General features: G+C 58.3%; 16 protein-coding genes. 4 read left to right on the forward strand and 12 right to left on the reverse strand.

The window, feature by feature from the left end:
• Window positions 1–278 precede the first annotated feature (278 nt).
• Both guaA and guaB read right to left on the reverse strand, forming a co-directional pair.
• On the reverse strand, window positions 279–1,859 hold the full coding sequence (gene guaA / locus HA43_RS16950; protein WP_071667902.1) for a glutamine-hydrolyzing GMP synthase: 1,581 nt from the start codon (window positions 1,857–1,859) through the stop codon (window positions 279–281).
• 72 nt (window positions 1,860–1,931) lie between these two features.
• Window positions 1,932–3,398, reverse strand: a complete 1,467-nt coding sequence (gene guaB / locus HA43_RS16955; protein ID WP_071667901.1) for an IMP dehydrogenase — start codon at window positions 3,396–3,398, stop codon at window positions 1,932–1,934.
• A 168-nt stretch (window positions 3,399–3,566) separates the two neighbouring features.
• Between guaB and xseA the strand changes: the two genes are divergently transcribed.
• The 3 genes from xseA to HA43_RS16970 all read left to right on the forward strand — a co-directional run bounded on the left by xseA (window position 3,567) and on the right by HA43_RS16970 (window position 6,374).
• Entirely contained in the window at window positions 3,567–4,940 is a 1,374-nt protein-coding gene (gene xseA / locus HA43_RS16960) for an exodeoxyribonuclease VII large subunit (protein WP_071667900.1), read from the forward strand.
• Between the two features lie 97 nt (window positions 4,941–5,037).
• Window positions 5,038–6,051: a M4 family metallopeptidase gene (locus HA43_RS16965; RefSeq protein WP_094112190.1), complete on the forward strand. Its 1,014-nt coding sequence runs from the start codon at window positions 5,038–5,040 to the stop codon at window positions 6,049–6,051.
• On the forward strand, window positions 6,048–6,374 hold the full coding sequence (locus HA43_RS16970) for a protealysin inhibitor emfourin (protein ID WP_039379602.1): 327 nt from the start codon (window positions 6,048–6,050) through the stop codon (window positions 6,372–6,374). Before HA43_RS16965 ends, HA43_RS16970 begins: the two co-directional genes overlap by 4 nt.
• Window positions 6,375–6,413: 39 nt before the next feature.
• Here HA43_RS16970 and HA43_RS16975 read toward each other — a convergent pair whose 3' ends face one another.
• From HA43_RS16975 to ndk, 10 genes are all read right to left on the reverse strand, one after another.
• Complete coding sequence (locus HA43_RS16975) at window positions 6,414–8,858, reverse strand: glucose/quinate/shikimate family membrane-bound PQQ-dependent dehydrogenase (protein ID WP_039379605.1); 2,445 nt, start codon at window positions 8,856–8,858, stop codon at window positions 6,414–6,416.
• Between the two features lie 294 nt (window positions 8,859–9,152).
• Window positions 9,153–10,637, reverse strand: a complete 1,485-nt coding sequence (gene der / locus HA43_RS16980; protein WP_039379608.1) for a ribosome biogenesis GTPase Der — start codon at window positions 10,635–10,637, stop codon at window positions 9,153–9,155.
• Between the two features lie 174 nt (window positions 10,638–10,811).
• A complete protein-coding gene (bamB, locus tag HA43_RS16985; protein ID WP_071667898.1) occupies window positions 10,812–11,993 on the reverse strand; it encodes an outer membrane protein assembly factor BamB in 1,182 nt (393 codons plus the stop codon).
• Between the two features lie 19 nt (window positions 11,994–12,012).
• Complete coding sequence (locus HA43_RS16990; RefSeq protein ID WP_039379613.1) at window positions 12,013–12,630, reverse strand: YfgM family protein; 618 nt, start codon at window positions 12,628–12,630, stop codon at window positions 12,013–12,015.
• Between the two features lie 39 nt (window positions 12,631–12,669).
• Window positions 12,670–13,944, reverse strand: a complete 1,275-nt coding sequence (gene hisS / locus HA43_RS16995; protein ID WP_039379615.1) for a histidine--tRNA ligase — start codon at window positions 13,942–13,944, stop codon at window positions 12,670–12,672.
• A 107-nt stretch (window positions 13,945–14,051) separates the two neighbouring features.
• Window positions 14,052–15,173, reverse strand: a complete 1,122-nt coding sequence (gene ispG, locus HA43_RS17000) for a flavodoxin-dependent (E)-4-hydroxy-3-methylbut-2-enyl-diphosphate synthase (RefSeq protein WP_039379618.1) — start codon at window positions 15,171–15,173, stop codon at window positions 14,052–14,054.
• Between the two features lie 38 nt (window positions 15,174–15,211).
• The gene (gene rodZ, locus HA43_RS17005; RefSeq protein WP_071667897.1) at window positions 15,212–16,234 is read right to left on the reverse strand and encodes a cytoskeleton protein RodZ; all 1,023 of its coding nucleotides are present in this window, start codon (window positions 16,232–16,234) and stop codon (window positions 15,212–15,214) included.
• On the reverse strand, window positions 16,224–16,958 hold the full coding sequence (gene pilW / locus HA43_RS17010; RefSeq protein WP_071667896.1) for a type IV pilus biogenesis/stability protein PilW: 735 nt from the start codon (window positions 16,956–16,958) through the stop codon (window positions 16,224–16,226). Before pilW ends, rodZ begins: the two co-directional genes overlap by 11 nt.
• Window positions 16,959–17,030: 72 nt before the next feature.
• A complete protein-coding gene (rlmN, locus tag HA43_RS17015; protein WP_039379627.1) occupies window positions 17,031–18,200 on the reverse strand; it encodes a dual-specificity RNA methyltransferase RlmN in 1,170 nt (389 codons plus the stop codon).
• A gap of 186 nt (window positions 18,201–18,386) precedes the next feature.
• Complete coding sequence (gene ndk / locus HA43_RS17020) at window positions 18,387–18,818, reverse strand: nucleoside-diphosphate kinase (protein WP_039379630.1); 432 nt, start codon at window positions 18,816–18,818, stop codon at window positions 18,387–18,389.
• Window positions 18,819–19,132: 314 nt separating this feature from the next.
• On the opposite strand from ndk, the gene sseA reads away from it, so the two are divergent.
• A complete protein-coding gene (sseA, locus tag HA43_RS17025; protein ID WP_094112191.1) occupies window positions 19,133–19,975 on the forward strand; it encodes a 3-mercaptopyruvate sulfurtransferase in 843 nt (280 codons plus the stop codon).
• Window positions 19,976–19,981 lie beyond the last annotated feature (6 nt).

Here is a 19,981-nt window from a genome sequence, read left to right on the forward strand (position 1 = left end):
CCGGTCTGCAGGTCGCCGCTGCGCGTCGCCTGCGCCAGGCTCGCCGCCAGCGACAGGATCACGGCACAAAGAAAAGTCAGCAGGATAAGTTTCACAGGCAGCATTCAGGGTATCCGGGGCAGAAAAAGAAGTGCGTTATTATGCAGCAAAACGGCGCCTGTTTATTCACCAACTATGCGCTGGCACGCAACGCGACGGCAGACCCATCATCGTGCGCTGCGGCTGCGGTTCAGCCATAAAAAAAGCCCGCATGCGGCGGGCTTTATGTCAGAACGGGGTTATTCCCACTCAATCGTCGCCGGTGGCTTACCGGAGATGTCATACACCACGCGGGAGATGCCGCTGACTTCATTGATGATGCGGTTGGAGACGCGGCCAAGGAAATCGTATGGCAGATGCGCCCAGTGTGCGGTCATGAAGTCGATGGTTTCCACCGCGCGCAGTGAGACCACCCAGTCATACTTACGGCCGTCGCCCATTACGCCGACGGAGCGCACCGGCAGAAACACGGTAAACGCCTGGCTCACTTTATTGTAGAGATCCGCTTTGCGCAGCTCCTCAATAAAGATGGCGTCGGCGCGGCGCAGCAGATCGCAGTACTCTTTCTTCACTTCGCCCAGCACGCGCACGCCAAGACCCGGTCCCGGGAACGGGTGACGGTAGAGCATGTCATATGGCAGGCCCAGCTCAAGACCGATCTTGCGCACTTCATCTTTGAACAGCTCTTTCAGCGGCTCAACAAGGCCCATCTTCATCTCTTTCGGCAGGCCGCCCACGTTATGGTGCGATTTGATCACGTGCGCTTTACCGGTGGCAGAAGCAGCGGACTCAATCACATCCGGATAGATGGTGCCCTGCGCCAGCCACTTCACTTCGGTCAGCTTCAGCGCTTCTTCGTCGAACACCTCAACAAACACGCGGCCGATGATTTTACGCTTGGCTTCCGGATCGTTTTCACCCGCCAGCGCATCGAGAAAGCGCGCTTCCGCCGGTACGTGGACAATGTTCAGACCGAAATGGTCGCCAAACATATCCATCACCTGCTCCGCTTCATTCAGGCGCAGCAGACCGTTATCAACAAATACGCAGGTCAGGCGATCGCCGATAGCGCGGTGCAGCAGCATGGCGGTTACCGAGGAGTCAACGCCGCCGGAGAGGCCGAGGATCACGCGGTCGCTGCCCACCTGCTGGCGGATACGCTCAACGGCGTCTTCAATGATTTTCGCCGGCGTCCAGAGCGCTTCACAGCCGCAGATATCGCGGATAAAGCGCTCCAGCATGCGCAGTCCCTGACGGGTGTGCGTCACTTCCGGATGGAACTGCACGCCGTAGAATTTCTTCTCTTCATTCGCCATGATGGCAAACGGACAGGTTTCAGTGCTGGCGACGGTGACGAAGTCAGCCGGAATTGCGGTGACTTTATCGCCGTGGCTCATCCAGACATCCAGCAGCGGCTTGCCGGCGGCGCTGATCGCATCTTCGATATCACGCACCAGCGCGCTCTGCGTGGTGACTTCCACCTGCGCATAGCCAAACTCGCGCTCATTTGAGCCTTCAACCTTGCCGCCCAGCTGCATCGCCATAGTCTGCATGCCGTAGCAGACGCCCAGTACCGGCACGCCAGCGTTAAAGACGTACTCAGGCGCGCGCGGGCTGTCCAGCTCGGTGGTGCTCTCAGGGCCACCTGACAGGATAATTCCGTTCGGGTTGAACGCACGGATTTGCTCTTCGGTGACATCCCACGCCCAGAGTTCGCAGTAGACGCCCAGCTCACGCACGCGGCGCGCAACCAGCTGCGTATACTGCGAACCAAAATCGAGGATCAGGATACGATGTTTATGAATATTTTCAGTCGTCATTGAGGCATTTCCAGTGGGATGGACTTAACAATAAAAGCGCCCGGCCAGAGCCGGGCGGGAAATCTTCAGGGATCAGGAACCCATGCGGTAGTTCGGTGACTCTTTAGTGATGGTCACATCGTGCACGTGACTCTCATTGATGCCGGCGCCGCTGATGCGGACAAACTCCGCTTTGGTGCGCAGATCATCAATGGTCGGGCAGCCGGTCAGGCCCATGCAGGAGCGCAGGCCACCCATCTGCTGATGGACGATCTCTTTCAGGCGACCTTTATAGGCAACGCGGCCTTCGATACCTTCCGGCACCAGCTTATCTGCGGCGTTATCGGTCTGGAAGTAACGGTCAGAAGAGCCTTTGGACATTGCGCCGAGTGAGCCCATACCGCGGTACGATTTAAATGCGCGGCCCTGATAGAGTTCGATCTCACCCGGAGACTCTTCGGTGCCGGCCAGCATAGAGCCCACCATCACAGCGGCTGCGCCTGCGGCGATCGCTTTAGCGATATCGCCGGAGAAGCGGATCCCGCCATCTGCCACGACCGGAATACCGGTGCCTTCCAGCGCCGCAACGGCGTCAGAAACAGCGGTGATCTGCGGAACGCCTACGCCGGTGACGATACGGGTGGTACAGATAGAGCCGGGGCCAATCCCCACTTTCACCGCGCTGACGCCCGCTTCAGCCAGCGCCAGGGCACCGGCGCCGGTGGCAACGTTGCCGCCAATGATTTCAAGGTCAGGATATTTGGCGCGGGTTTCACGAATGCGCTGCAGTACGCCTTCGGAGTGGCCGTGCGAAGAGTCAATCAGCAGCACATCAACGCCAGCGGCAACCAGCGCATCCACGCGCTCTTCGTTACCGGCGCCGGCACCCACCGCCGCGCCCACGCGCAGACGACCCTGCGCATCTTTACAGGCGTTGGGTTTACGTTCAGCTTTCTGGAAATCTTTTACGGTAATCATGCCCAGCAGGTGGAAGCTCTCATCCACCACCAGCGCTTTTTCAACGCGCTTTTCATGCATCCTCTGCAGCACCACTTCGCGCGCCTCACCCTCTTTTACCGTCACCAGACGCTCTTTCGGCGTCATAACCGCGGTAACCGGCAGCGTCAGATCGGTTACAAAGCGCACATCGCGACCGGTGATGATCCCCACCAGCTCGTTACCGGCGTTGACGACCGGATAGCCGGCAAAGCCGTTGCGATCGGTAAGCTCTTTCACTTCCGCCAGCGTCGTGGTTGGCAGCACGGTCTGCGGCTCTGTTACCACGCCACTCTCATGCTTTTTCACCTTACGCACTTCATCAGCCTGACGCTCAATCGACATATTTTTATGAATAAAGCCGAGGCCGCCTTCCTGTGCCAGCGCAATCGCCAGACCCGCTTCGGTCACGGTATCCATCGCAGCAGAGAGCATAGGAATGTTCAGACGGATGTTTTTGGTCAGTTGGGTGCTGAGGTCAGCGGTGTTAGGCAATACAGTGGAGTGAGCGGGAACGAGCAGGACGTCGTCAAATGTGAGGGCTTCTTTCGCGATTCTTAGCATTGCAATATCTCCACCTGGGGGCGTTGAAAACAGATAAAATATTGCCGCGGCATTATACAGGACGAAACCGATTGCCTCTACTGCTTTTCAGAAAAAGTCTTGATCCTGCGCAGCAGCCCTGTAGTATCGATGAATTAACCCTCTGATTTAAAATTTGATCTTCATCACATGTCGCTACCTGCAACCGCCAATATTTTTACCGTCAGCCGCCTCAACACCACGGTGCGCACGCTGCTGGAAAATGAGATGGGCCTGGTGTGGCTCAGCGCTGAGATCTCCAATTTCACGCAGCCCGCGTCCGGCCACTGGTACTTCACGCTGAAAGATGATGGCGCACAGGTGCGCTGCGCGATGTTCCGCAACAGCAACCGGCGCGTGACGTTCCGGCCGCAGCACGGGCAGCAGGTGCTGGTGCGGGCCAGCGTCACGCTGTATGAGCCGCGCGGCGACTATCAGTTAATCATTGAAAGCATGCATCCGGCGGGTGAAGGCCTGCTGCAGCAGCAGTTTGAGCAGCTGAAAGCGCAGCTCAGCGCAGAAGGGTTGTTCGATCAGCAGTTCAAACAGCCGCTGCCCGATCCGGCTCGCCAGGTCGGAGTGATCACCTCCGCAACCGGCGCCGCGCTGCATGATGTGCTGCGCGTGCTGCACCGCCGCGATCCCTCACTCCCGGTAGTTATCTACCCCACCGTGGTGCAGGGGGCCGATGCGCCCGCTGCCATCGTGCGCGCTATCGAGCTGGCCAACCAGCGTAACGAATGTGACGTGCTGATTGTCGGCCGCGGCGGCGGCTCGCTGGAAGATCTCTGGTGCTTCAACGATGAGCGCGTGGCGCGTGCGATTTTTGCCAGCCGCCTGCCGGTGGTCAGCGCCGTGGGGCATGAAACGGATGTCACTATCGCCGATTTTGTCGCCGATCTGCGCGCGCCCACGCCCTCTGCCGCCGCTGAGATTGTCAGCCGCAATCAGGTCGAGCTGCTGCGGCAGCTGCAGTCACAGCAGCAGCGCATGGAGATGGCGATGGACTACTATCTCGCCGGGAAGCTGCGTTATCTCACGCAGCTTCAGCATCGCCTGCAGCAGCAGCATCCGCAGCTGCGCCTGGCACGGCAGCAGACCGCCCTGTTTCAGCTGCAGCGTCGCTTAGGCGCAGCCGCCGATCGGCAGCTGCGCAGCGCGCAACGCCAGCAGGATCGGCTGCTGCAGCGGCTCAGTGCGCAGCAGCCACAGGGGCGCATCCTGCGCGCGCAGCAGCAGCTCGCGCAGTGGCACTACCGTCTGCAGCAGAGCATGCAGCAGCAGCTGGGACAGGATCGCCAGCGCTTTGGCACGCTGATGGCGCAGCTGGAAGGAGTCAGCCCGCTGGCGACGCTGGCGCGCGGCTTCAGCGTTACCACCGATGCGCAGGGCGAAGTTGTAAAACAGATCGCGCCGCTGCAGCCAGGCGACAGGCTGCGCACCCGGCTGGAAGATGGCTGGGTGGAGAGCGAAGTCACCGCCCTCACGCCGCTGAAACGCCGCCGTAAACCCCGCCAATCCTGACCAGCACGCAGGGAGATCCCCTCCCTGCCTGCACGTTTCCTGCTCTGCCTGACCCCGGTCTATACTCTTTGCATACCCATCACCCAGGGAGTCCGGCATGTCATACAGCGTAATTCCCCCCTATATTCTGCGTAACATCATCGACAACTGTGCAGGGCCGCAACAGGAGTCGGCGCGCCGCACGCTTACTCACGTTCAGCAGCTAATGGCGGAGCCGCACCGCGTCATCGCACCGGCGGATATCGCCCGGCCAGGTCAGGTGCTGCGCGCCATTTTTGATGCCAGAGAGAGTCAGACGCTGCCCGGCACGCTGATACGTCAGGAAGGTCAGCTTGGCAACGGCGACGTGGCTGCGGATGAAGCCTGGGACTATCTGGGCGTTACTTATGATTTTTTCTGGAACGTTTATCAGCGAAACTCGCTCGACAACAAAGGGCTGAAGCTGGACGGTACCGTGCACTACGGCCAGAATTATCAGAACGCTTTCTGGAACGGCCAGCAGATGGTCTTTGGCGACGGTGACGGCGAGATTTTTAATCGCTTCACCATCGCGATTGACGTGGTCGCCCATGAACTGACGCACGGCGTCACGGAAAGCGAAGCGGGACTGATCTACTTTCAGCAGGCGGGCGCGCTGAATGAGTCGATGTCTGATGTCTTTGGCTCACTGGTAAAACAGTATCAGCGGCAGCAGCGCGCGGAGGAAGCGGACTGGATCATCGGCGAAGGATTGCTGGCTAAAGACATTAACGGCAGCGGTCTGCGCTCCATGTCAGCCCCCGGCACCGCCTATGATGACCCGCTGCTGGGTAAAGATCCGCAGCCGGCGGATATGGCGCACTATATCGAAACGCGTGATGACAACGGCGGCGTGCATCTCAACTCCGGTATTCCTAACCGCGCGTTTTATCTTGCGGCCACCGCGCTGGGCGGTTTTGCATGGGAACGCGCCGGTCAGGCGTGGTATGACACGCTGTGTGACAAAACCCTGCCGCAGGATGCTGATTTCAGCACCTTTGCCCGCTTTACCGTTGAGCATGCGGCAAAACGCTTTGATCGGCAGGTCGCGGAGCAGATCCAGGCCGCCTGGCAAGAGGTGGGTGTGAAGTGAACATAGAACTGACGGATGACGCGATCGTAGAGCTGGCGCGGGAGGGCGGCTTCGCCTTTATTCCCAAACTGCGTAAAGAGCGGCGTTTTGCGCTGGCCCAGCTGCCGGAACCGCAGAAACAGCGGGTCTGTCAGGTGCTGGAGCAGGCGCTGCCGCTCGGCGAGCAGGCGGAACAGGCTACCTCCGCAGGCAGTGGCGATCAGCACTATTTCCGCATCCAGATCACCTACGCCACCCACCATGAGGCGGGTGCTATCGTGATTTACGTAGCGGAAAAAGATGCGCCGCCAGCGCTGCAGGCGCTGTGGCAGAACGGAGAGTAGGCAAAAAAAGGCCGGCATCCTCTGCCGGCCCTGCTGCTCTTACTTGCTGTCTGGCAGCGCGTAAGCAATCACATAATCCCCGCGGTCCGGCGACTGGCGTGCGCCACCGGCAGAGATCAGGATGTACTGCTTGCCATTTTTGGGTGAGACATAGCTGATTGGGCCACCCTGGCTGCCGACCGGCAGGCGCGCTTTCCACACCTCTTTACCGGTTGAGCTGTCAAAGGCGCGCAGGTAGTAGTCCTGCGTACCGGCGATAAACACCAGTCCGCCCTGCGTCGCCAGCGTACCGCCCAGCGTTGGCATACCTACCGGCATCTGCGCGTGCATTTTGATACCAAACGGGCCGGTATCCTGCACGGTACCCACCGGCACCTGCCAGACAATCTGACGCGTTTTCATGTCGATAGCTGAAAGCGTACCAAACGGCGGGGCCTGACACGGAATGCCGAGCGGCGACATAAAGCGGTTTTTATTCACTGCATATGGCGTGCCCTTAAGCGGTACGGCGCCCATGCCGGTGTTAACCGATTCACCGCCGTTGCTGCCGCGAGCCACTTTGCTGGTGTCCTGCGGGATCATCTGTACCCACAGGCCAAGGCGCATATCGTTGACGAACATATACTGATTGTTGGGATCAAACGAGATACTGCCCCAGTTCAGACCACCCAGAGACCCCGGGAAGCTGAGCGATTTGTCCGTGTCCGGTACGGTGAACAGACCGTCATAGCGCATGCCTTTAAACGCGATACGGCACGCCAGCTGGTCAAACGGCGTCGCGCCCCACATATCGGATTCCGTCAGCGTCTGGTTGCCGATATTGGGCATCTCAACCGAGTGCGGCTGGGTTTTGGTGTACTGCTCGTTCGGGATGTGCCCCTGCGGCATCGGCCGCTCTTCCACTTTGGTCAGCGGCTTGCCGGTCAGGCGGTCCAGCACCCAGATCATGCCGGTTTTTGCCCCGATGACCACCGCCGGTTTGGTGGTGCCATCCTTCATCGGGAAGTCGACCAGGCTTGGCTGCATCGGCAGGTCAAAGTCCCACAGGTCGTTGTGAACTGTCTGATAGACCCACTTCTGTTTGCCGGTAGTGGCATCCAGCGCGAGGATGGATGCACCGTAGGTGTGATCGAGCTTTGTGCGATTCGCGCCCCACAGATCCACTGACGAGCTGCCCATCGGCAGGAACACGGTGTTCATCGCCGGATCGTAGGAGAGCGGCGCCCAGGAGTTCGGCGTGCTGCGGGTATAATCCTGGCCCGGCATCAGTACCGCATTCGGATCGTCGTTGCCTGGATCGAACGCCCAGCGCATTTTACCGCTGATCACATCAAAGCCGCGCAGTACGCCGCCTGGCATATCGGTCTGCACGTTGTCCGCCACGCGACCGCCGACTACCACGGTGGTACCGGCAACCTGCGGTGCGGAGGTCAGCTGATAGAGCGGATCGGGCGCCTTGCCCAGCCCCTGCTTCAGGTCAACCACGCCGTTGTTGCCAAAGCTGGCGCAGAACTCACCGTTGTCGGCGTTAATCGCGATAAGACGCGCATCGATCGTGTTCATCAGGATACGGCGCTGGCAGCTGTCGCCTGCGGCCAGAACCGGTGCCGGCACCGGCGTGGAGCCTGGCTGCGTGGGCTGCGTCACCGGTTTGGTGGCGTCAAAATAGGCCAGACCGCGGCAGCGGTTCCACACTTCCGCCTGCGCATTGATTTCACGCTTCCAGATCTGCTTACCGCTGTCCGCTTCTACCGCAATCACATTGTTGTGCGGCGTGCAGAGATAGAGCGTGTTGCCAACCTGCAGCGGCGTCTGCTGATCTTCAGCGCCATTGCCGGTCGGGCTGAGCGGTGTGTCGCCGGTACGGAAGGTCCAGGCAACCTGCAGTTCATTAACGTTGTCACGCGTGATCTGATCAATCGCCGCAAAACGATCCCCTTCCGGCGTGCGGCCGTAGCTGCTCCAGTCCTGCTGCGGTTTGCTTTTATCCACCGGGATCAGCGGCAGCTGCGAACCGGTAAAGGCCACGGTAGGATGCGGCTGAAACATCTGCACCACGGTAGCGATCATGCCAACCGCAATCAGCGCTGACAGTGCGTAAGAGAGCGTTGCCAGCGGCGCTTTGCCTTCGCTTTTGCGCAGCGCAGGCCAGGTCAGAAATGCGAACAGCATCAGCCCCGCCGGCACCATCAGCCGGGAAACCAGCGGCCAGAAGTGCCAGCCGGCATCCATTACCGCCCAGATCAGGGTTCCGATAAACGCCAGGACCAGCAGCGTCACCGCTGACGCTTTACGCCGCATAAACTGGACCGCCGACGCTATCATAACGATACCGGCAATCAGAAAGTATTTACTGCCATCCAGCGCCGCCAGTTTACCGCCGCCAATAGCGAAAAACAGGCCGATCGCCAGCAGCACCAGCCCGAACAGCACGGACCAGACGCTGAGTCCCCTGCCGGGGCGAGTGGAATGTTCTGCCTTCACACAAACTCTCCTGAAAAATAGTGCATGCCGCCTGTCCGGCTTCGTCGCGGGACACAGCAGCACCCTGTTTAATGACGAACCGCAAAGCAGTCCGCAACCGCGCACTCATGCATGAGAACGCGGCATATCAGGCGAGCTCACCATAAGGCGGCAGGATTGTACCAGATGGTACAATTGAAAGTGAACGATCATAACGCAGGGTTTACCGGCCAATAGCATTTTTGCTACATCTGCCGGGCTAAGCCGCTGTTAAATCACAGGCAAAAAAAAAGAGCCCGGCGGGCTCTTTTTTACTTAACGCTTATTCTTTTTCAGGTGTGCCAGCAGACGCTTGCGCTTGCGCTGCTGCGTCGGCGTCAGCAGATTGCGTTTGCCGGCATACGGGTTATCACCCTCTTTGAACTGGATACGGATTGGCGTACCCATAACGTTCAGCGAGCGACGGAAGTAGTTCATCAGATAACGCTTGTAGGAATCGGGCAGATCTTTTACCTGATTACCATGGATGACCACGATAGGCGGGTTGTATCCACCGGCGTGCGCATATTTCAGCTTAACGCGACGGCCCCGCACCAGCGGCGGCTGATGATCTTCTGCTGCCATATTCATAATCCGCGTCAGCATGGAGGTGTTTACGCGTTTGGTTGAGCAGTCGTACGCTTCCGTTACGGATTCAAACAGGTTACCTACGCCGCTGCCGTGCAGCGCCGAAATAAAGTGTACGCGGGCAAAATCGATAAAGCCGAGACGATAATCCAGCGTCTCTTTCACTTCATCTTTTACTTCCTGCGACAGGCCATCCCATTTGTTGACCACAATCACCAGCGAACGTCCGCTGTTGAGGATAAAGCCCAGCAGGGAGAGATCCTGGTCGGAGATACCGGCACGCGCGTCAATCACCAGCATCACGACGTTAGCATCTTCGATCGCCTGCAGGGTTTTGATCACCGAAAATTTCTCAACGGTATCGGTGATCTTGCCACGCTTGCGCACCCCGGCGGTGTCGATCAGGACATATTCGCGCTCGTCACGCTCCATCGGGATATAGATGCTGTCACGCGTCGTGCCTGGCATGTCATAGACCACCACGCGATCTTCACCAAGAATACGGTTGGTGAGCGTTGACTTACCTACGTTAGGACGACCCACGATAGCCAGCTTAATCGGCAGGCCGGTCGGATCAAACTCCTCTTCCTCTTCCGCCTCTTCGCCACTCTCTTCTGCGGCTAATGCGGCCCAGTAGGCTTCGTTTTCATCCTCTTCGCTGACTTCCTGCGGGTCTGCCACGTCCATCCACGGCAGCAGCGCGGTTTCCAGCAGCGAGGTAACGCCGCGACCGTGCGAGGCGGCAATCGGATGAATATCACCCAGACCTAGCGCGTAAAAGTCCAGCACGGCGGCATCGGCGTCCAGGCCATCCGTTTTGTTCGCTACGAGGAACGTCGCTTTTTCACGGGAGCGTAGATGGTTAGCGATCTGCTGATCCGCCGGCATAACGCCTGCGCGGGCATCAACCATGAACAGCACCACATCCGCTTCTTCAATCGCCAGCAGCGACTGCTCCGCCATGCGGTTCTCTACGCCCTCTTCGGTGCCATCAATACCGCCGGTATCGATAACAATAAATTCGCGCCCTTCCACTTCGGCGCGACCATATTTGCGATCGCGAGTCAGTCCAGGGAAATCGGCCACTAACGCATCACGGGTGCGCGTTAAGCGGTTAAACAGCGTGGATTTCCCCACATTGGGACGCCCAACCAGCGCGACCACAGGTACCATAACACTTGCCTCAGTTTAAAAATGAATCGCCCGAATGGCGTGAGTATAACGACATTTGCCGCCCGCTTCAGGCTTAAGGCGCCTAGAATATCACGCCTGACAAAAAACAGAACGGCTCCTGACGAATCAGGAGCCGTAATTACTGACGGAAATCCATTCCCGCGCGCTCAGGACTTAACGGCTGATGGCGTAAACCTCGCCGCCTTTCGCCTGAATCAGCAGTCTGTCACCGGCCACAACCGGCTCGGTCTGGAAGCCGTCGCTGTCCAGTTTCTGCTGCGCCACAAAGCGGCCATCCAGCGTGTTGATCCAGTGCACGTAACCTTCGCTGTCTGCCACAACCAGATAACCGTTAAACAGCACCGGTGCCGTCAGATTACGGTGCAGCAGATCGCTCTGACGCCACAGCGCTACGCCGCCATCGGCGTTAAGCGCTATCACGCGGTCGTCCTGATCCACCAGATAGATGCGTCCGGCGTCGACAATCAAATCTTTAACGCCGCCGATTTCACGCTTCCACATAATCTGACCGGAACGCAGGTCGAGTGCGGTCAGGTTACCGTTGTACGCCAGCGCATAGACCACGCCATTAACGATAACCGGCGTGGTATCGACGTCACTCAGACGATCGATCTCCGTCGCGCCGCTCGGCTGTGAAATGCGCTGCTGCCAGATCAGCTGACCCTGGTTCAGGATCACCGCGCTGACGCGACCGTTATCACCGCCAACGATAGCGCCGCCAAAGGCGACCGCAGGCGCAGACTCACCGCGCAGCGAAAGCGCCGGCATATCGAGGTTCACGGTCCATTTTACCGCACCGCTGCTCTGATCCAGTCCCTGCAGCATACCGTTACTGGTGTGAACCAGTACCAGGCCATCGCTGACCACCGGACGGGAGAGCGCTTCACCGGCGACTTTGGTCTGCCACGCCAGCGAGCCGTCGCTGCTGTTGAGTGCAAATACCTGCCCGCGCTCGCTGCCAATATAGATCCGATCGCCGCTGGCGGTGACGCCGCCGGAGAGCAGCGCAGAGATGTTTTTCGAGAAGAAACCAGTCTTCTCAGAGAGATCGACTTTCCACTTCTCTTTACCGTTGCTGGCATCCAGCGCCTTTACCACGCCAAAACGATCGGCAGCGTAAACGGTGCCGTCCAGCCATGCCGGATGCAGGTTGGAGTAGAAATCGCCAATGCCGTCGCCTACTGACGTGCTCCAGACAGTTTCCGGCGTGAACTGATTTTCCACTTTCGGCAGCGGAGCCATCTTCACTACATCTTCTTCGCCGCTGAATAGCGAGCAACCGCTGAGCAGAGTGACGGAAATCAGCCCTGGCAGCAGGTATTTACGTAATTCCATGTGCGCTCTCTTGTCTGGCTTAACTTAAGTTATCTATTTTCATCTGCAGCATCTGCTTCAGTGCCGGAGAAGCCTGCGAACCCGCGCCTTTACTCCAGGCATCGCGCGCGCCCTGCTTGTCGCCTTTGCTCAGCAATGCTTCACCGCGAATATCTGCCACAATCGCGCTCCAGCCGTCACCCTTAACGTTATCCAGGGTAGCCAGCGCGGCATCAGCCTGCTTCTGCTGCAGCTGAATACGCGCCAGACGCAGGTTGATAACCGCCTGCAGATTGGCATCTTTGGTGTCGTTTAGTCCTTTCTGCAGCAGCGCAATGGCTTTATCAAGCTGGCTGGTCTCAACGTACTGCTTCGCCAGGTCCAGCGCGGCCAGTGCACCGTAGGTATTGCTGTTTTCGCTGGCGAAGCTGGCAACGGCCTCCAGGCTTTCCGGTTTATCCGCCTGCATCGCGCTGGTGAGCTGCTGATACTCCGCAGATGCCGCTTTGCCTGAATTTTCCTGATGCGAACTCCAGTAGCGCCAGCCGCCCAGCGCCGCGATCCCTACTACCACGCCAATCGCCAGCGCTTTGCCGTTATCGGCGAAAAAGCGGCGCAGCGCATCAACCTGTTCATTCTCGTTGCTGTAAACTTCCACGCAATCCCTCTCCTTAAAATGGCTGTTGCCGCGTGCTGCTTACTGCAGCAGCGTCTGCAACGTCGCAGCGGCGTCCTGCTGAGCCAGCGTCTGCTGGTCGCCGGTGCGCAGATCTTTAATCACCACCTGGCCCGCTTTCACTTCATCTTCGCCGAGCACCAGCGCAATGCGTGCGCCCCATTTATCTGCACGGGCAAACTGCTTTTTAAAGTTGCCGCCGCCGAAGTTGGTCATCAGCTTCAGCGCCGGGTTGGCATCACGCAGCGTTTCCGCCAGCTGCATAGCCGCAGACTGAACGCCCTGCCCTGAAGCGATAACATAGACATCAACAACCCGCGTCGGTTCAAATTCAGGATTCACCGCCTGCACCAGCAGCACCAGCCGCTCCAGACCCATGGCAAATCCTACCGCTGGCGTGGCTCGTCCGCCCAGCTGCTCAACCAGGCCATCGTAACGCCCGCCGCCGCATACGGTGCCCTGCGAGCCGAGGCTGCTGGTGACCCACTCAAAGACGGTGCGGTTGTAGTAGTCGAGGCCGCGCACCAGACGCTGGTTGACGCGATAACGAATACCGGCATCATCCAGCAGCGCGCAGAGTCCGGTGAAGTGGGCGCGCGACTCTTCATCCAGGAATTCGCCCAGCGTTGGCGCATCATTCAGCAGCGCCTGAATTTCCGGATTTTTGCTGTCCAGCACGCGCAGCGGATTGGTGTACATGCGGCGTTTGCAATCTTCATCCAGCACATCCTGATGCTGCTCCAGAAACGCCACCAGCGCACTGCGGTAGTCCGCGCGCGCCGCCAGAGAGCCGATGGAGTTCAGCTCCAGTTCAACGTGGTCAGCGATGCCCAGCGCTTTCCACCAGCGCGCGGTCATCATAATCAGCTCAGCATCAACATCCGGCCCCTGCAGGCCAAACACTTCGACGCCCATCTGATGAAACTGACGATAGCGCCCTTTCTGCGGACGCTCGTAGCGAAACATCGGACCGACATACCAGAGGCGCTGCTCCTGGTTATAGAGCAGACCATGTTCAATACCGGCACGTACGCAGCCCGCCGTGCCTTCCGGGCGCAGCGTCAGGCTTTCGCCGTTACGATCTTCAAAGGTGTACATCTCTTTTTCAACCACATCGGTCACTTCACCAATGGCACGGCTGAACAGTGGGGTATGCTCGACGATTGGCAGACGGATTTCACTGTAGCCATAGCTGGCCAGCACCTGCTTCAGGGTGCCCTCGATACGCTGCCAGATTGCGGTGTCGGCTGGCAGGAAGTCGTTCATCCCGCGAATCGCTTGAATATTCTTCGCCACGTTAAAATCTCTTAATACAAAAAAACCTGTCCGGCATCATACCTTATGAGGATGAAACCGCACAGGTTCATTCATAAACTGGTACGCGCCGGGCGCGCACCGCCTGGTTATTTTTCCAGCTGCTGCACGCTGATTCGACGACTCTCATCCAGCATGGATGCCTTGGCACGAATGCGCGCTTCCAGCTGATCGATCATGTCATCGTTGTCGAGACGATCGCGTTGACGAACGCCATCCTCGTAGAAACCGCTTTTCTTGCTGCCGCCGGTAACGCCGAGCGTCGAAACGGTAGCCTCGCCCGGACCGTTGACTACGCAGCCGATAATGGAGACATCCATCGGCGTAATAATATCTTCCAGCCGTTCTTCCAGCGCATTCACGGTACCGATCACATCAAACTCCTGACGTGAGCAGGTCGGACAGGCGATAAAGTTGATCCCGCGCGAACGGATGCGCAGTGATTTCAGGATGTCATAGCCAACTTTTACCTCTTCTACCGGATCGGCTGCGAGCGAAATACGCAGCGTATCGCCGATGCCCTCTGCCAGCAGCAGACCAAGGCCGATTGCCGACTTCACCGCACCCGCGCGCGCGCCGCCCGCTTCGGTGATCCCGAGATGCAGCGGCTGATCGATCGCTTTTGCCAGCAGGCGGTAAGACTCTACGGCAAGAAACACATCAGAGGCTTTAACGCTGACTTTGAACTGATCGAAGTTCAGACGATCGAGATGATCGACATGGCGCATAGCGGATTCCAGCAGCGCCTGCGGCGTGGGTTCGCCATACTTCTCCTGCAGATCCTTCTCCAGTGAACCGGCGTTCACCCCGATACGAATCGGAATGTTGTAATGGCGGGCGCAGTCCACAACCTGACGAATACGTTCGTTGTTGCCGATATTGCCCGGATTGATACGCAGGCAGTCAACGCCATACTCCGCCACTTTGAGAGCGATACGGTAGTCAAAGTGAATATCCGCTACCAGCGGCACGTTGACCTGTTGCTTAATCAGTTTAAAGGCTTCCGCCGCGTCCATGGTCGGCACCGAGACGCGCACGATATCCACACCCACACGCTCCAGCGCACGAATCTGGTTAACCGTGGCTTCCACGTCGGTGGTGCGGGTATTAGTCATGGACTGAACGGCGATGGGAGCACCATCGCCGACTGGCACCTTGCCGACGTAAATACGCGTTGATTTGCGACGGATAATGGGTGCTTCGTTATGCATATTTTCTCTCCACAATTCCCCGGAAAGCGCGCTGCGCGTTATTGCGCACCCAGCGTCAGACGGGCAACCTGGTTATTACGGATAAAACGACTTAAATCAACGGGCTGATTCTGATATTGCACGTCAACCGCACGCGGTGCGCCAATTTTCAGACGATACGGAGGCGTGCCGGAGAGGCTGAGCTTGCCACCGCTACGCTGTATCCCGCTGAACAGTTTTTTGCCGGTTGCATCGCTGACTTCCAGCCAGCAGTCGGCCTTGAAATTCATGACCACAGCGTTGGGATCGCCTGCGGGCTGGCTGACAGCCGCGCTCGCGGTTGGCATGCTGCCAGCTGCGACGCTGTTGGCCGGTGCCGGCGAGGTGGCCGCTGGCGGCGCGTTATCAACCGGCGCCTGCGAAGGAGAAACGACCGCGTTATCACCAGAGGTGGCCGAAGAGGCAGCCGGCGCGCGGCTGCTGTTATCCGCGCTGCCAGCGGTGCTGCTCTGTGAGGTCACCGCGCCGGCACCGTTATCAACCGGCGTGCCGGCGGCATTGGTGTCGCTGTCACTGGTGCTGTCGGTGCTGGTATCGCCCAGCGGAATAGACTGACCGCCGTCGCTGCTGCCGTTCTGATCGGCCATTGAGACCAGATCGTCCTGCGAAGCCTTGTGATTCTGCCACCACCAAGCGCCGGTCAGGCCAATAACAACAAACGCCACCAGCCAGGTAAAGATCATCAGCCAGCCATCGCGCTTTTTGCGGCGCTTGCCCAGCGAGAAGCTCTGCATCGGCGCGATTTTGGCCGCGCGCACCGGCGCCTGCTTTGCCATCATTGGCAGCAGATCGTCTTCCGGTACATGAACCAGGCGGGCATAGGAGCGAATATAACCGCGCAGAAAGGTCGATGCGAGATCGGCCGGCGACTTATCCTCTTCAATGTCACGCACGGTAGAAAGTTTCAGGCACAGGCGCTCAGCGACGTTTTGCTGCGTCAGCCCCATCTGCTCACGGGCCAGACGCAGGCGTTCACCTGTGGAATGTACTGCAGATTTTTCTTGAGTGGCTTCAGTATTCATTAGCTAAATAACGCTGGTACTGTATCGATTGTGGAAAACTTCGCGCCAACCGGTCGCCATAACGTGTAACGTCAGCAGCGTTTCCCTGTTGCGCGGCGAAACGTATCTGTAACCACAGACTCTCTGCCGTTGCGGGCAGACGCTGATGGTAGAGTTCTAAAAGCACGGGAAGCATTTTTCCTGCCGGCTGCATCAGCTGCCGTTCACCCTCCTCCAGCAGCCAGTTTCCCTGCTCAGGTGCGGCTTCCAGCGCCTGCAGCAGCCGTTTGCGCCCGGCGGCCTCGTCGCCCGCCTGCAGATAACAATAGCCTGAAATCAGAAGGAGATCCTGACGGGCATCGCTCTCCGGCGCCGCACTTGCCAGCTTAAACTGTTGATGCGCTTCGCCATACTGCCCTAATCTGCAGAGAAACGCACCGTAATTGTTAGCGACATAACCATTAGCGGGCGCTAACTGTTGTGCCCGCTGGTAGTACCGGCGCGTCTGTATACTATTCTGCTGCGCCTGAGCGACCCGCGCCAGCGCCAGGGGCACGCGGTAATCTTCAGGAGCCACGCGCTGCGCCTGCAGCAGATTGCGTTCAGCAGCCGCTAAATTATTTGCGGCTAAATAGTGCAGTCCCAGCTGCAGACGAATATCCGCCGCACGATGTGATGACGGGCCGGTGACACACCCGGTTACAACAAAGCCTGCCGCAACGGCAATACCTAATCCTTTTAGCATAGCGCTCTCCCTGCGAATAAACCGGGAGAGTGCCACGCTTTACGCCCGCAGCGAATCGGCGGGCGTGCGGTTTCAGATCGCCTTCACAGAGATAGCGTCACCCGCCATCTTTTTACGCAGCGTACGCTTGGTACGGTCGATCACATCGCCCGCCAGCTGGCCGCAGGCCGCATCGATATCATCGCCGCGGGTTTTACGCACGATAGTGGTAAAGCCATAGTCCATCAGCACTTTAGAGAAGCGATCGATACGGCTGTTGGAGCTGCGGCCATAAGGGGCTCCCGGGAAGGGGTTCCATGGGATCAGGTTGATCTTGCAGGGCGTATCCTTCAGCAGCGCCGCCAGCTCATGCGCATTGTCGGTGCTGTCGTTGATATGGTCCAGCATCACATACTCAATGGTCACGCGGCCCTGATTGGCATTGGATTTGCCGATATAGCGCTTCACCGCCGCCAGGAAGGTTTCGATATTATATTTTTTGTTGATCGGGACAATTTCATCGCGAATGGTATCGTTCGGCGCGTGCAGCGAGATCGCCAGCGCTACGTCAATCATATCGCCAAGCTTATCCAGCGCGGGCACAACGCCTGAGGTGGAGAGCGTGACGCGGCGCTTGGAGAGGCCAAAGCCAAAATCATCCAGCATAATATCCATCGCCGGCACGACGTTGTTCAGGTTGAGCAGCGGCTCACCCATGCCCATCATCACCACGTTGGTAATAGGACGCTGGCCGGTGACTTTCGCGGCGCCAATAATTTTGGCCGCGCGCCATACCTGACCAATAATTTCGGAAACGCGCAGGTTGCGGTTAAAACCCTGCTGCGCCGTAGAGCAGAATTTGCACTCCAGCGCGCAGCCTACCTGAGAAGAGACGCACAGCGTGGCGCGCTCCGCCTCCGGAATATAGACCGTCTCCACCAGCTGATCGCCTACGCGAATCGCCCATTTGATGGTGCCGTCGCTGGAGCGCATCTCCTCCGCTACTTCCGGCGCGCGGATCTCTGCGCGCTGCATCAGCTTGCCGCGCAGCACTTTGTTGATATCCGTCATCTGCTCGAAATCATCGCAGCAGTAGTGGTAAATCCACTTCATGACCTGATCGGCACGGAACGGCTTCTCGCCCATTTCGATAAAAAATTCACGCATCTGCTGACGATTGAGATCGAGCAGGTTAATTTTTTCGTTTTTAGGAGAAACCACGGCGGGGGACGCGTCAGCTGGCGTCACAATCTGTTCAGACATAATAATCTCTGGCCTCGTTGTTACACGTTACGGCTCTGGTTAGGAAGAAGAAAAAACAGCGCCCCGGCTGAGCCAGGCTCAACAGGGGCGCATTATTGTACTATAACTGCGGCACGATGCCAGGGTAACCGTTTTACGCCAGCGTAAAAGGTGTAAACTCCCCTGTCCGCTTCAGCCGCAATGCACTTAGCGGGTGCGCGCGCAGACTTCGTTTTCAGCGAAGAAGTAAGCGATTTCACGGGCAGCAGACTCTGCAGAGTCAGAACCGTGGGTCGCGTTTTCGGTGAAGCTGTCTGCGTAATCTGCACGCAGGGTGCCTGCCAGTGCGTTGTCCGGATTGGTCGCACCCATCAGGTCACGGTGACGCTGAACGGCATTTTCGCCTTCCAGAACAGAAACCACTACCGGGCCAGAGGTCATGAACTCAACCAGACCATCAAAGAATGGACGGCCTTTGTGCTCAGCGTAGAAGCCTTCAGCCTGCTCTTTGGTCAGGTGCAGCATTTTTGCGCCAACGATTTTGAAGCCCGCGCTCTCAAAACGGTTGTAGATAGCACCGATAACGTTCTTAGCAACGGCGTTTGGTTTAATGATGGAGAAAGTACGTTCGATTGCCATGATTACCTCTGAATTAGCATCCTGAATAAACCGGGAACCCTCTCCCGGTAAGAAAAACGCGCCGATTATAGGGAGATCGACGCGTGTTGCCTATGAGTGATTGGTGGAATTATTGAAAATAATTACTTTTTGCGGTGCAGGCTGCACCGTGACGCACCCGCCACGGGTTTACGCCCTGTGCTGCAGGCCGGATATCTTCAGCAGAACAGATGCTGCATTTTCATCCCGCGGCGCTCACTTTAGCCATTGCGGGCTTGAGATAGCCTGCACATTCCCGGAGACTGACTTTTTCCGCAAGAAGAGAGAAGATGGCAATGACGGTTTCCCTGTTTGTATCTGCTGAGTGGCTGCATGAGCACTACGGTGATAAAGAAGTACAGGTGCTGGATGCGCGCATGGTTCCGCCGGGTCAGGATGCAGTGCGCGATGTCACCGCAGAGTATCTGGCCAGTCACCTGCCGCAGGCAGCTTTCTTTAATATTGAAGCGCTTTCCGATCACACCAGCCCTTACCCGCATATGATGCCCCGCCCGGAGAGTTTTGCTGTCGCAATGCGTGAGCTGGGGGTGGTGCAGGATAAGCATCTGATTGTGTATGACGAGGGTAATCTCTTCTCTGCCCCGCGCGCCTGGTGGATGCTGCGCACCTTTGGCTGTCAGCGCATCTCCATTCTGGCCGGCGGTCTGCAGGGCTGGAAAGCCGCAGGTTTGACTACCGCAGACGGCCCGGTGGCGCTGCCGGAAGGTGACTTCGCGGCACACTTCGACAGCAGTCAGGTGAAGCGACTGAACGATGTATTGCTGCTCAGCCATGAAGGAGGCGCGCAGATTGTGGACGCGCGCGCAGCAAACCGCTTTAACGCTGAGGTGGATGAGCCGCGTCCCGGCCTGCTGCGCGGACATATTCCGTACAGCCTGAATCTGCCGTGGAACAGTCTGGTGGAGAATGGCGCGCTGAAACCCGCCGCCGAGCTGCGTCAGCAGTTTGCGCAGGCAGGCGTGGCGCTGGATAAGCCCATCGTTGCCAGCTGCGGCTCGGGCGTAACGGCGGTGGTGCTGATTCTGGCGCTGACGGCGCTGGGCGTCCGCGACGCAACGCTCTATGACGGCTCCTGGGGCGAATGGGGCAGCCGCGACGATTTACCGATTGAAAAATAGTCGCCT

The sequence above is a fragment of the Pantoea eucrina genome, assembly GCF_002095385.1.
Taxonomy (GTDB): Bacteria; Pseudomonadota; Gammaproteobacteria; order Enterobacterales; family Enterobacteriaceae; genus Pantoea; species Pantoea eucrina.